This is a genomic window from Pseudoxanthomonas sp. SE1 (genome assembly GCF_029542205.1).
Classification (GTDB): Bacteria; Pseudomonadota; Gammaproteobacteria; order Xanthomonadales; family Xanthomonadaceae; genus Pseudoxanthomonas_A.
The window spans coordinates 3,738,742-3,752,097 of sequence record NZ_CP113783.1 but is presented as its reverse complement, the minus strand read 5'-3'; the positions used below and the strand labels follow the sequence as shown (position 1 = coordinate 3,752,097).

9 protein-coding genes and 2 pseudogenes are annotated in these 13,356 nt (G+C 63.9%); 2 read left to right on the top strand and 9 right to left on the bottom strand.

Annotation, left to right across the window (positions count from 1 at the left end; translation table 11 throughout):
- Positions 1–5: 5 nt before the first annotated feature.
- The gene (locus OY559_RS17690; protein WP_277727593.1) at positions 6–1,262 is read right to left on the bottom strand and encodes an NnrS family protein; all 1,257 of its coding nucleotides are present in this window, start codon (positions 1,260–1,262) and stop codon (positions 6–8) included.
- 164 nt (positions 1,263–1,426) lie between these two features.
- On the opposite strand from OY559_RS17690, the gene OY559_RS17685 reads away from it, so the two are divergent.
- Positions 1,427–1,669 carry a hypothetical protein gene (locus tag OY559_RS17685; RefSeq protein WP_277727592.1) on the top strand — a complete coding sequence of 81 codons (243 nt, stop codon included), beginning with the start codon at positions 1,427–1,429 and terminating at the stop codon, positions 1,667–1,669.
- A gap of 74 nt (positions 1,670–1,743) precedes the next feature.
- On the opposite strand, the gene OY559_RS17680 is transcribed toward OY559_RS17685, so the two are convergent.
- The 8 genes and pseudogenes from OY559_RS17680 to OY559_RS17645 form a co-directional block, all read right to left on the bottom strand.
- Positions 1,744–2,349, bottom strand: a complete 606-nt coding sequence (locus OY559_RS17680) for a hypothetical protein (RefSeq protein ID WP_277727591.1) — start codon at positions 2,347–2,349, stop codon at positions 1,744–1,746.
- Between the two features lie 743 nt (positions 2,350–3,092).
- The gene (locus OY559_RS17675; RefSeq protein WP_277727590.1) at positions 3,093–3,782 is read right to left on the bottom strand and encodes a hypothetical protein; all 690 of its coding nucleotides are present in this window, start codon (positions 3,780–3,782) and stop codon (positions 3,093–3,095) included.
- Between the two features lie 161 nt (positions 3,783–3,943).
- Positions 3,944–5,566 (bottom strand): annotated as a pseudogene (locus OY559_RS17670) (DUF6119 family protein).
- Positions 5,567–5,749: 183 nt separating this feature from the next.
- A pseudogene (locus tag OY559_RS17665) lies at positions 5,750–6,561 on the bottom strand (restriction endonuclease).
- Positions 6,562–6,890: 329 nt separating this feature from the next.
- Positions 6,891–9,164, bottom strand: a complete 2,274-nt coding sequence (locus OY559_RS17660) for a nitric-oxide reductase large subunit (RefSeq protein WP_277727589.1) — start codon at positions 9,162–9,164, stop codon at positions 6,891–6,893.
- A gap of 251 nt (positions 9,165–9,415) precedes the next feature.
- Positions 9,416–10,171: a helix-turn-helix domain-containing protein gene (locus tag OY559_RS17655; RefSeq protein ID WP_277727588.1), complete on the bottom strand. Its 756-nt coding sequence runs from the start codon at positions 10,169–10,171 to the stop codon at positions 9,416–9,418.
- 19 nt (positions 10,172–10,190) lie between these two features.
- Positions 10,191–11,588: an oxygen-independent coproporphyrinogen III oxidase gene (gene hemN, locus OY559_RS17650; RefSeq protein ID WP_277727587.1), complete on the bottom strand. Its 1,398-nt coding sequence runs from the start codon at positions 11,586–11,588 to the stop codon at positions 10,191–10,193.
- 103 nt (positions 11,589–11,691) lie between these two features.
- The gene (locus OY559_RS17645) at positions 11,692–12,675 is read right to left on the bottom strand and encodes a precorrin-2 dehydrogenase/sirohydrochlorin ferrochelatase family protein (RefSeq protein WP_277727586.1); all 984 of its coding nucleotides are present in this window, start codon (positions 12,673–12,675) and stop codon (positions 11,692–11,694) included.
- 90 nt (positions 12,676–12,765) lie between these two features.
- On the opposite strand from OY559_RS17645, the gene OY559_RS17640 reads away from it, so the two are divergent.
- Positions 12,766–13,338: an ANTAR domain-containing response regulator gene (locus OY559_RS17640; RefSeq protein WP_277730049.1), complete on the top strand. Its 573-nt coding sequence runs from the start codon at positions 12,766–12,768 to the stop codon at positions 13,336–13,338.
- Positions 13,339–13,356: the final 18 nt, after the last annotated feature.

The window sequence follows — 13,356 nt, the reverse complement described above, 5'->3', positions numbered from 1 at the left end:
GGCGCTCATCCCGGCCGCCCGTCCGCGCGCGGACGCAGGTAGATGCCGCCGATGCGACCGACCCACGGCGCGAGCGCGAGCAACCAGCCCACTGCGGCCGCCGCCTGCCACGCCATCGCATCCGGCGCGAGGTCGGCGATGACGCGCATCACCGCGACCGCCTGGATCGCGACGAAGGCGAACCACGCCACGCTCGGCATCACCAGCGGCCGTCCCGAGTGGCCCTGCGTCACCCGCGTCACCATCGCCACCAGCAGGCTGCCGAAGAACCCGATGAACATCGCATGCATCGGAGCGCGCCCCAGCACGAAGTCATCCGTTGCGAGGAAGGTCACGCTCTGCACCACATACAGCAGGAACGTCACCGGCAACCACGCGGTGCCGATGAACAGCACGGCCAGCAGGCCCGGCATCCTGCCGCGAGGCCACCAGCGATGCACCGCCCATGCGGTGAGCACGAGCAGCGGCACGTCGGCCAGCCACAGCCATGCATAGGCGTGCATCAGTTCCAGGGCGAGATGCAGCATCAGCAGCGCCCACACCACGCCCAGCCACGGCAGCGAACGCCACGGCACGTAGCCCGGCACCACGTTGCCGGCGAAGAACGGGAACATGCGGTGCGCCACCGTCACGTACACCGGCAGCAACAGGCCGAAGCTGCCCAGCTTGATGCTGGCGAAGGCCCACGTCGGTGACGCGCCCAATGCGAAGGCGACGAACATCACCAGCCCCAGCCAGCCCAGCAGCAGGCCGGCGAAGCACGAGCGCGCATGCCAGGTCTTCGCGCTGTCGTCGGCAAGCAACCGGCCGAGTGTCAGCAGCGCGGCGGTCCAGCCAGCCAACGCCATCCACAGGCCGACGGTCAGTCCCGCCTGCCAGCCTGCGACGCCGAGCAGGATCGCCACCTGTCCGCCCATCAGGCCCAGCCCCACCGGCACGTAGTGCCAGCGCTTCAAGTCGGCCATGCCCATCCAGCGCGGGAACACGGTCAGCAGGAAGCCGAAGATGAAACTGGGCAGCACCAGGTACTGCATCAGGAATGCATGCAGCCAGCCGGCGTAGATCGCGGTCTCGGGCATCGTCCACAGGCCCCAGCGCGTGGCCACCAGCCACAGCGCCCACCACAGCATCGCCAGCAGCACGTTGCCGGCGCCGACGAAGAACATCATCCGGTGCGGCGCGTGTGCGAGCCACGCGGGCGACAGGCCGGGCATCGGCGGTGCGGCACGCGGGCGGGGTGGAGGCACGATGTCGATCTTCATGCAGGCAGCTTGCCCGCGCCCGCATGCGCTCGCCTTGACATGGGTCAGGCGGGCCGCGATTCGGTGGCTGTCGTCGTCTTGATTCGGGTCAAGGCTGCGCGACTGGCAAGCCCCTACAGTTCCGTCACCCGCGCAAGCGCGCACCAACGACGACAGGAAGCCCGATGTCCGACCACGCCCCCGCATCCTCCGAGCAACGCCAGCAGGCCATGACCGAGGCGCTTCGCGCCTGGGACCCCGAAGCCGAAGTGACGATGGAATCCGGCACCGGCCGTCTGGTCGTGATGACCACGCTCCCCACCGAACGCGTGATCGCCATCCTCAAGGAGGCCGGCGAACATGCAGAAGCCGGCGACGATGAATCGCGCGGGCATAAGGCGGGGCAGTGTTGTGGAGGGTGTTCGTAGTGAGCTACGCCCGCTCGTGAAGCTGCCTTGCCTACCGGCGGCGTGCGTGGCCCCTCGCGACCCCGACGGACGGATCAGGTTCCCGCGTCTCCTGTGGGGCAGTTCAAGTAGGACGTGAGGGCCTGCTCCCAAGCCGCCGCTCCGTCGAAGGCTTCATCGAGCCCGTCGCCATTGTCCGGCAAGAAGGCGCCCATGCCGTGCTGGATCATGTAACGGGGCACGTAGTCAGGCGGACCGATCCGGCGGATTTCCGTGCACGAGGCGGCAAGACGTGCCGGATCTTCCTTCATCTTCATCGTGGCTTGCTGCAACCCGTCCTTCTTCTCTTTGGGGAGGGGGCCAAGCGCCTGCATCTGCAGCACGGTGATCGCCTGGTGCGCGCTTCTGTCGGTCACGCGAAGCATGTCGAAGCGCCCGTAAGTGCCTGCAAGCGCGTACAGCAGGGTGGCGTTCTCCAGGCTGCCGGCAGCGACGCAAGCGGCAACCCCCTGGTAGAGGTCCGCCGGCGTATGGGTGCTTCTGGCGGCGGTGGAGTCGATGCAACCGAGTGGATTGTTCGACTCAAGGTTGCCTTCGGTCTGGTGATCGACGACAACTGCAGTGTCGTTCCGAGTGCAACCCGCTACCCAGCATATCGCTGAGATCGCGAGCAGAGAAAACGCCGTCCTTGCGAATGCCATGGGATCTCCGGAGATTTCGTGGATAACGGAACGTGGATGGGTTGGAGCAAGTGGCCAGGGTAAGGCCAAAGGCCGCATCCGGGGAAACGTAACGCATCCGTGTAAAGCGCTCCCGGGCGCGCTGCGCTTACCCGGGCTACGCTGGCTAGCTTCGGTGTGATGGAGGGCAAGAAGCGATCAACGTCACCGATGTGCTTAGGGTTCTCCGCGGGGCTCGATATTTGAGCCCTAACGCCTGAGTTAGGCCGCGCCGCGAAGCGGCGTCGGCTTGAATGAACTGTTAGGATGCACCCTGCGCATACACGCGCACTGCGTTTGCTAGATTGGAGTGAAAGGAGTCAGATTCTAAGTCTCTGGCCTCTCCGTCAATGATCGTTTGGGTGATTGCCATCTCTCCACTTCCGTCCCGTGGTAGATGAATCTCTAGCCCGCAGGCGCACTGCAAAAAGGTCTCGCCGACTGAGATGACGGACTTACTGGTCATGGGTCCGCAGCCAAGGTGCGTGAACTGATAGTCAGAGAACGATATGAATCTATCGTCATTCGGGTCAAAGACGGATATTTCGACCTTCATGGCAGCCTCCATAGCGGCCCAATGCCGGACTTAAGCGAGTAGCCTGGGTAAGGCCAAAGGCCGCCCGGGGAAACGTAACCCATCCGTGTAAAGCGCCCCGGGTGCGCTGCGCTTACCCGGGCTACGCTGGCTAAACCGTAGGAACTACCGCTTCGGTTTGAATAAATTATTAGATCTCCGGCATGAAGCGTTCATATGCAATCCCCGGCTGGGTCTGGTAGTCGCGCTTGCAGTGACACGCGCGTCGACATGAGCGTCTTTCTATTGGAATGTCGAGTCCGGCGTCACTCAAAGCCAACTGTAGAGCCCCATAGGCGGCACTGAAGAGATCAACATCCTTGTCAGTCTTCATGGCTGGATCATCCAGAATAATCTTCTGCAGGTAACCATGAAATGGCAACTCACCGCCACAGTGACGAAAAACGATCATATGGTCGAATGTTCCATAGGTGAATTCGTTGCGCAGCTCCTCAGAAGATTGAAACCAACGCTGTTCTTTGGATTTCCCTTGCCATTTTGTTGGGTTTTCTTTCGTTACCCAGATGCGACCGGTGTATGTTTCCGAGATGATGGCCGCATCAAATACAAATAGAACAGGTCCGTAATGGTTTTCTCTTCTCGCTCGATCGTGGATATCGACCGAATCGGTAAAAACGTCGAACCAGATGCTATAGCGTTTATCTAGACCATCTGACGATTGCCTGGTCTGCTCTAGACCCCTATTTTTGATACTTCCACGCGATAACAAGGACTTCGCCCTTATGAAGTGACACGCCGTTAGCACGGTATTTGCATGGTGTACATGCGTCACGTTCTTTGCGTCTAAAGCATCAAAAACGGATTTCGATGGAAGGTCCATGAGAGATATAAAGTCTGAATTGAGTCGACTCGCGAAGCGCGTTTAGCTTGAATGAGCTTTTAGAGCACGATAGGTTGGGCAGAGCCTGCGAACCCCAACGTCATGTCAACCGAATTGATGCGGTGTTGGGGTTCGCCGCGCTCACTCCAACCTACGCACTGTTACCTGCCCTTTCTCCTTTTTGGAACCTTCCCTGGCGCCAACTTTACCTTCTTCACGAAGTCCTCGTCGCAGGAGATCTTTGCCACCATGACAGCTCCAAACCCGAGTTCTCGTAAGCGCATGCAAACGCTCTTCAAGACGACTTTCGCAAAAAATGGTAGATGCAAGCCAGGCTTCTGGGATTGACTGATGATGGCAAATACCACGCTGTAGTCCTTGACATCACGAGGTACCGCGTCAGGCAGAGCAAGCTTGTGAGTATCACTTAGCTTCTCATTGACGAGACCCACGTATGGTTCGTGTGCCTTCAAAAGCTAGCCTGACACCAGCCCTTGGTTGAAGAGATGTCCCAGCACGCTTGAGCTGCCGTAGTGCTTGACGTGCAGAAGCACATGCCGTCCATACGCGTCGCAGAACTCAACCTTATTGTAGATGCCACCAACAGCCAGCAGCTTTTTGTCCATCAGATCCCATTCCCCACCACTGCGGGAAACTAACTCTTTGTTGTAGTGATCTTCGCTGTCATGGTTATAAACAGGCAAGGCTCGCTCAAAATGCGGAATGTCCGCGACGTAATCGGACACGCTCCGTACAAAATTCTTATCGACTTCGAACCAATGGCCTGCGGAGAGAATGTAGGACTTCCCGTCGTGGTCGATCTCGCAATGGATGCAGCGATAAATGGGCCAACGATCGACGGGCTGCTCTTCGTCATTGACCGACATCGCATGATGTAACCGCAAGAACTCGATACTTGGATGCTCATTGGGGTACTGCCCAACCAATCCTGGCAAGTGCAAGTCAGAGGCGACTCCTTCCTTCTTTGAGTGGGTGAACTTGAATCCATTGACAACAGACCAGCCGACGACATCAGGGACCGCGAGCCAACAGTCATCGACAATCCCTTTACTGGCCCACGCTATCTGAAGCTTCTCAACGAGCTTGTCATTCAACGTTTGCGCCAACTCTCCCTTTGGCCGCAGCTGCCTGACCTGATCTACCCAAGGGAAGGTCGTCTGATACTCCTTGGATTCAAACGCTCTCAAATATCGGCGAAGCAACGGACGCAGTTTGGAAATCTCGATGTCGATCGTTACTGTCAGGGCGTCCGCACCTGCCAACTTTCGGCCAAGTTCAGTTCTATCTGGTCTCCCCACGATCCCTCGAATTAGGTCCCGTTCGATGTTGATCCCAAACTCAAGGGCGGCAGCAGCTTGGCTGGTCTGTACTCGGCTGTTCTGATCATCGACGAATGTCCGCTTGTCGATACTTCGCAGCGCATTCGCCGACACTGAGTTGAGCGTGACCAGTAGGCCGAAGCGCTCTTCAAATGCTTCTGGCTTAAGAATAAATCGTCCCTGGCCGAAGGTGATTGCAAAGAACCGGTTGTCTACCTTTACAACGAAGGCAGCGGAAGTTGTCTGCACGTTTCCTAGCTTACGGATATCTACATAGTCATCAAAAAGCTTTGCCCATTTCGGCGGTCTTGGTGGATTCTTCCTTGTGAATAGCACGCCATAAATTGAATCGCCTCTTGATATAACGTGCTTATCTACCGCACTTGCGACTGCATCTTCAGGGGCCTTAACGCTTTCTCTCAAAAGATAGACGGTGATCGACATACTTGCTCCCTTTGCATCAATCCATGTCGGAACCAAACGGTGAACAAGTAGCCCGGGTAAGGCCAAAGGCCGCACCCGGGTAAGTGCAGCGCATCCGTGTCAAGCACCCCGGGTGCGCTGCGCTTACCCGGGCTACGTTGGCTATCTCGATGAGGACCAGATTGCGAAGCAAGGCAGGCCCCCTCATCGCGTCCCCCTGCACACCGGAAACACCGGGCACCCCCAAAACTTTCGCCCGTGCGCCGATTGCTCCGCCGCACCATCGCCGCATCGCAGCGTGGACACGTCGGTGCGGATGAATCCTTCGATCCTTCCGTACTGATCACAGGTTCGCCCCTTGCCTGCACACCTTCGGCAGCGCTGTCCGTCCGCTGCACTTGCCGGATCATTGCCAGCAAGGCAGGCCCGTCTATCAACGCAATCGGCTTGCCTGCCGCAAACCGCGCCGCATCCGGCGTGAATCCCCCCAGCGCCGCAATCCGCACCTCATCCGCACCGTGATGCGCCAACAAACCGTACATCTCGCGCACCGCGCTGACCGGCACACGCTCGCGCCGCCACTGCTTGCATTGCAGCAGGATGCGCCGGCCCTCGCGGCGCAGCACCAGATCGATACCGCCATCGGCCCCACCCAGGCCCGTTTCTTCCACGGCGTAGCCGCGGCGGCGGAACGCTTCGCCCACCAGCCGCTCGAAATCGCGCCAACCCAGCGCGGCCATGCTGTCCAGGCCGGTGCGCGTATCCAGCAACCGACGCGTGTGTCGCGCCCTGAAAAACGACATGCCGGCCGCGATCACGCACAGGCCCAGGAAAACCCACGCCAGCGGCAGGAACGGATTGAAGTCCCGGAAGGCACCGCCCATCGCACTGTCGCGCGCGAACAGCAGCGGGATGCCGTGCGCGACGGCCAAGTAGCCCACGCCCCCCAGGCACAGCCCGACGGGCCATGGCAGTGCAGCCAGGTTATCGATGAAACCGCGACCACCACGTCCCATGTGGCTTCCCTTTTCACCCCGTGACGGACCATAACGCGATCAGCGGGGCCGCGCACCATCGGCCCTGCGCCGTTCGTCGGGAATCGGCATGTTCGTGCATGCGCGCGTCGAGTGAGGGGTGTGGACGTTGCGCCGGGAGAGCTTCCGGACGCGCGTGGGTCTGCAGCTTCGGCGCCCCTCATCCGGCCTTCGGCCACCTTCTCCCCGTGAACGGGGAGAAGGATTCCAGTCTGATGCCCGCGCACAAAAAAGAGCCGCTTTCGCGGCTCTCGGGCTGCAACCTGCAGCAGGTGGCCCGGCCTCCCCACCCGGAGAGGCCGGTTCCAGGGTCAGGCTTCGCTCGGTTGCGCGGCGGGCAAGGGTTCGCGGCGCGGGGCCAGCCATAGGCTGGCCACGAACCACACCAGCGCCAGCGCGCCCACGCTGAAGAGTGTGTCGGCCGGGACGCGCATCCACACCAGCATGTCCACGATCGGCTGCTGCATGAACTCCGCCGAGCGCGCGAACCAGTAACCATGCTCCAGCGCCGCATTGAGCTGCAGGATGCCCAGCGGCAGCAGCGTGAGCAGCGACATGCCGGCCAGGCCGATGTTGAGCGACCAGAACGCGGTCTTCAGCAGCTTCTCGTTCCACACCACGTCCGGCTTCAAGCCTCGCAGGCAGAACAGCATCAGCCCGATGCCGAGCATGCCGTACACGCCGAACAATGCCGTGTGGCCATGGTTGGGCGTCAGGTTCAGGCCCTGCATGTAGTACAGCGGCAGCGGCGGGTTGATCAGGAAGCCGAACAGGCCCGCGCCCACCAGGTTCCAGAACGACACCGCGATGAAGAACTGGATCGGCCAGCGGTAACGCTGCATCCATGGCGTGGCCTTGCCCATCTTCCAACTGTGGTACGCCTCGAAGCCCACGTAGGCCAGCGGCACCACTTCCAGCGCCGAGAAGCTCGCGCCCAGCGCGATCACCGCCGTCGGCGTACCGGTGAAGTACAGGTGGTGCAGCGTGCCCAGCACGCCACCGGCCATGAACACGATGGTGGCGAACAGCACCGCCACCGTGGCGGTCTTCGTCTGCAGCAGGCCCAGGCGGGTGAACAGGAAGGCGATCACCGCCACCGCGAACACCTCGAAGAAGCCTTCCACCCACAGATGCACCACCCACCAGCGCCAGTACTCCACCATCGACAGGTGCGTGTGCTCGCCCCACATCAGGCCGGCCGCGTAGAACAGGCCGATGGCCACGGTGGACAGGAACAGCAGGCTGACGATGCTGCGCGATTCGCCGCCATTGCGGATGGCAGGCCATAGCGCACGGCCCACCAGCACCAGCCAGAGGGTCAGGCCGATGAAGAGGAACCACTGCCAGAAGCGGCCGAGGTCGACGTATTCCCAGCCCTGGTGGCCGAACCAGAAGTTGTGCTCCAGGCCGAGCTTCTGCATCACCGCGAACCATTGTCCGGTGAACGCACCGACCACGATGATGATCAGGCAGGTCCACAGGAAGTTGACGCCCAGGCGCTGGAACTTCGGTTCATGCCCGGAGATCGCCGGGCCGATGTACAGGCCCATGCCCAACCACGCGGTGGCGATCCACAGCACCGCGAGTTGCGTATGCCAGGTGCGCGTGAGCGAGTACGGCAGGATGTCGGCCAGCGCGAAGCCGTAGGCTTCCTGGCCTTCCACCTGGTAATGCGCGGTGATCGCACCCAGCAGGATCTGCACCACGAACAGGGCGATGACCACCCAGAAGTATTTCGCGGTGGCGCGCATCGAGGGCGTGATCCTGATCTTCGCAAGCGGATCGCTATTCGGCAGCACCGGCGCCATCTCGTCGCCGTGGTTGACCGCGTAGTGCCAGCCCAGCAGGCCGATGCCGGCGATCAGGAACAGCACGCTGAAGACCGTCCACATGAAGGCGCTCGGCGGCGGCGTGTTGCCGACCAGCGCATCCGCCGGCCAGTTCGCCGTGTAGCTGATCTTCTCGCCAGGACGCTCGGTCACCGACGACCAGGCCGCCCACCAGTAGAACGCGGTCAGCTGGCGACGGTGTTCGGCATCGGGCACGGTGTCGTTGCGCATGGCATAGGCCTCGCGCAGGTCGCCGGTGGCCGGATCGGCGGAGAACAGGCTCTGGTAGTGCAGGCCGACCGTGGCGATGGCGTCGGCGCGATCGTTCGACAGCGTGATCGTGCCCGTTGCGGCGTCATGGGTGTTCGGCCGCATCAGCGCCTGCACGCGTGCGGCATACGCCGCCTGCGTGGCGGCATCCAGTTGCCTGTAGCTGTCCGCGCCGGTGTCGCGCTTCGCCCATCCATCCAGGATGGCCTCGGCCTCGCGGTGCAGCCAGTCCGCGCCCCAGTCGGGCGCCACGTAACCGCCGTGGCCCCAGATGGAACCGAGTTGCTGACCACCGATCGACTGCCACACCTGGCGGCCGGTCTCGATGTCCTTGCGGGTGAAGATCACCCGGCCGTCCTCCGCCACGACCTGCTCGGGCAACGGGGGCGCCTGGCGATGCACTTCGCTGCCGACCCAGAGCAGGACGGCGAACGACGCAATGAGCAGGGCCGCCAACCCCACCCACAACTTGCGTGTCGAATTCATGATGCGGCTCTCCTGAAGGAACGGCCGCATCATCGGCGCGCCGGCCCGGGGGCTCCATGACGCAGGTCAAGCGGGGGTGGAATCGGGGAGGTGCGCTTCTGTAGGAGCGCCCTCGGGCGCGATGCCCCGGCTCCAGAACTTACCGGCCCGTCTGTAGGAGCGCCCTCGGGCGCGATGCTCATTCTGCGGCCCATCAACAAGCCAGGAGCATCGCGCCCGAGGGCGCTCCTACAAGAGCCATCACCCCTGCCTCAATCCCGCAGCACGGCGAGCGCGAGGGCTTCCAGGCGGGGCAGGTCGAGGATCTCGACGTCGCGCTGCTTGATGTGCAGCAGGCCGTCCTTCTCGAAACGGCGCAGCACGCGGCTGACGGTTTCCGGGGCCTGGCGCAGGTAGTTGGCGATGTCGGTGCGCGCCATGGTCAGCTGGAAGCGGCGCGGCGAGAAGCCGCGTGCGGCCAGCCGGCGCGACAGGCCGATCAGGAACGCGGCCATGCGTTCGTCGGCGGTGTTGTCGCGCGCGAACAGCGAGGCCACGCCGATGTCGCGACTCATCAGCTTGAACAGGTGCGCCTGCAGGTTGGGCAGGCGCGCGGCCAGCAGCGCGATCTTGGGGAACGAGAACCGACACAGCATCACCGTGTCCAGCGCGATGGCGTTGCACGGATAGCGGTCGCCGTGGATGGCGTTGAGGCCGATCACCTCGCCGGGCAGGTGGAAGCCCAACACCTGTTCGTGCCCGTTGCGGTCGATCTGGTAGGTCTTCACCGTGCCCGCACGCACCGCGGCGATGGCGCCGAACGGATCGCCTTCGCGGAACACGTGCTCGCCCGCGCGCAGCGGGCCGACGTGTTCGACCAGCACGTGCAGGTCCATGAGCGCGCGCTTGTCCATGCCCTCGGACAGGCAGGCCTGCGAGAACGCACACGTGGAGCAGAAGTGCAGGGCATCGCCATCGTCGGCAACCACGCTCGCGTCGGTGCGCGGGAAGACCAGCGGCGAGGTCATGCGGATACTCCCGTCGAGGTCACACCGTGCGCGAGAAGCGAGGCGTCGAGGCTGCGGCGGTGGGCAGGTAGCGGTCGAAGCACATCGCGATGATACGCAACAGCAACCGCCCGTGCGAGGTCGCGCGCAGTCCATCGGCCGCCAGTTCGACCAGGCCGTCGTCTGCGAGCGGGCGCAGGCGCGCCAGGGCGTCAGCGAAATAGGCCGTGAAGTCGATCACGTGGCGCCGGCCGAGGTCGCGGTAGTCCAGTGCGCCGTCGCACATCAACCGCTGGATCACGTCGGCGCGGATCACGTCGTCTTCTTCCAGCCGCATGCCGCGCCACACCGGCAGATGGCCCTGGTCGATGGCCTGCTCCCAGCTGCCCAGGTCGCGCGGGTTCTGGCTGAAGCTCGGGCCGATATGGCTGATCGCGCTGACGCCAAGCCCCAGCAGGTCGCTTTCGGCGTGCGTGGTGTAGCCCATGAAGTTGCGGTGCAGGTCACCGCGTTGCTGGGCCAGCGCCAGGCTGTCGCCGGGCAGGGCGAAGTGGTCCATGCCGATGTAGACGTAACCGGCTTTACCCAGCTTGTCGATCGCGCATTGCAGCAGGCCCAGCTTCACCTCGGGCGAAGGCAGGTCGTCGGCGTTGATGCGCTGCTGCGGGCGGAACATCGACGGCAGGTGCGCGTAGCTGTAGATCGCCAGGCGGTCGGGCCGCGCCTCGAGGGTGATGTCGAGCGTGCGCGAGAAGCCTTCCAGGCTCTGCTTCGGCAGGCCGTAGATCAGGTCCACGTTCACGGACTGCAGGCCGTGCGTGCGGCAGGCCTCGATGATCGCCAGGGTCTGCTCGACGCTCTGGATGCGGTTGACGGCGCGCTGCACGTCCGGATCGAAATCCTGCACGCCCAGGCTGGCGCGGTTGAAGCCAGCGGCGGCGAGTTCGCCCACCTCGTCCGGCGTGATGAAGCGCGGGTCGAGCTCGATCGAGCAGTCCAGCCTGGGAGCGGGCGCGAACGAGAACTGCCGGCGCAGCACGTCCATCACTTCGGCGATCTGCGCGGGCGACAGGAAATTCGGGGTGCCGCCGCCGAAGTGCACCTGCTCCACGTCGCGGTCGCGGTCGAACAGCGCCGACGTCATCGCCACTTCACGGTACAGCCGGGTGAGATAGGCGGCGCCGCGCGCGGTGTCGCGGGTGATGATGCGGTTGCATCCGCAGTAGAAGCACGGACTGGTGCAGAACGGGATGTGCAGGTAGAGCGACAGCGGGCGCGGGATCGGGTCGCCGTTGGTGATCGCCGCCATCTCGCGCAGGTCGGCTTCCTGGAAGCCAGGCGAGAACTGCGGCGCGGTGGGGTACGAGGTATAGCGCGGCCCCGGCGTGTCGTAACGCCGCAGGAGCTCGGGATCGAACAGGGAGGACAGGCTGGCCATGCATGCAGCCTAGGCAGGCGCCGCTGGGCTGTCCTTGATGTGGGTCAATCGGCTGCGGCTTTCCGTCGCAGGCTTCAGGGTTGTGATGGCGCGCGCCTGCGGATCAGCGCAGGCGCCGCGACTGTCCGTTGCATTCGATCAGTTCCAGCATCGCATCGGCGCGGGCGTCATCCAGCGCGGACAGCGGTGACGTGTCGGGCCACAGCACGACCACACGCCTGCCCGCTGCCACCTGGGCGATGAGCGAGTCGGGCACGTCGCTGTCCAGCGTCGCCGCGACGCTGCGCGACGCATCGCGTCGCGCCAGCATGACGACCGCATGCTCCATGCTGTCGTGGAACAGGACATGGTCGGCCTGGTGCATCGCGCGCATTGCGTGCAGCGTGAGCTGGGGTGCGTTTCCACCGGGTAGCGTGATGAGCGTGATGGCGCCGCGCGGTGGCGGTGCGTCCCTCGACTGCAGCGCCGACAGCAGTACCCGTTCCGCGCCCCCGGTATCGGCGTTGCGCAGCCGCGCCATCACCTCGCCGTCGATCTGCGTGTCGTACCAGTGCCGTCGTTCGGCCAGGTCGGGGAAGCGTTGGCGGATCGCTTCGCGGTGGCGCGCGAACAGGGCGGCCAAGCCACCCCAGGCGTCGTCGAGCTGCGATTCCAGTTGCCGGCCGAGTCGCCGCGCCAGCATCGGTGCCGCGCCGGAGGAGGAGATCGCCACCAGCAGCGGATCGCGATCGACCACCACCGGCACCTGGAACGTCGACAATGCCGCATCGTCCACGACATTGACCAGCCGCTTGCGCGCCGCGGCTTCGCTGGCGAGCCGGGCGTTGAACACGCCGTCGTCGGTCGCAGCGACGACCAGCCATACATCGTCCAGCCACTCGGGCTCGAACGCATCCGCGAGATGCCGCACGCGCCCGGCCGCGATCCAGTCGGCCAGTTGCGCGGACACGTGCGGCGCGCACACGCGCACGCGTGCGCCCGCGCGCAGCAGCGCTTCCACCTTGCGCGTGGCGACCTCACCGCCGCCCACCACCAGCACGTCGCGCTGGTCCAGGTCGGCGAACAGCGGATACAGCGGCATCGGCATCTTCCCGGCGAAGGGGCTCGCGGTTGCGTTTGTTGCATGGCAACATGCGGGCGAGAGCCACGTCAAGCCACCGAGCCATCCCCCACGATGCTGCGCGTCCTGCTGGTCAACGACACCGACAAGCCGATCGCGGAACTGCGCGAGGCGCTGCTGGCGGTCGGCTATGACGTGCTGCCGCAGGTGGCGACCGCCGCCGGGTTGCTGAAAGCGGTCCAGGTGCAGCAGCCCGACGTGATCATCCTCGACGTCGACTCGCCATCGCGCGACATGCTGGAACAGCTCGCGATGCTGCACCGGGAGGCACCGAAGCCGGTGGTGATGTTCGCGTCCGACGGCGACGACCGCCTGATCCGCGATGCGTTGGGTGCGGGCGTGGCGGCGTACATCGTCGACGGCCTGGCGCCCGCCCGGCTGGCGCCGATCCTGCGCGTGGCGATGGCGCGCTTCGAACAGCAGTCGCACGTCCGGCAGAAGCTGGACGACCTTGAGCAGCAGTTGCGCGACCGCAAGGACATCGACCGCGCCAAGGGGCTGCTAATGGACAAACGCAACATGAGCGAGGCCGACGCGTATGCCGCCTTGCGCCAGCAGGCGATGAAACAGGGCCTCCGCCTGGCCGACGTGGCGCGGCGGATCATCGCGATGGCCGACCTGCTGGGATGAAGACATGTCGATGAAGGC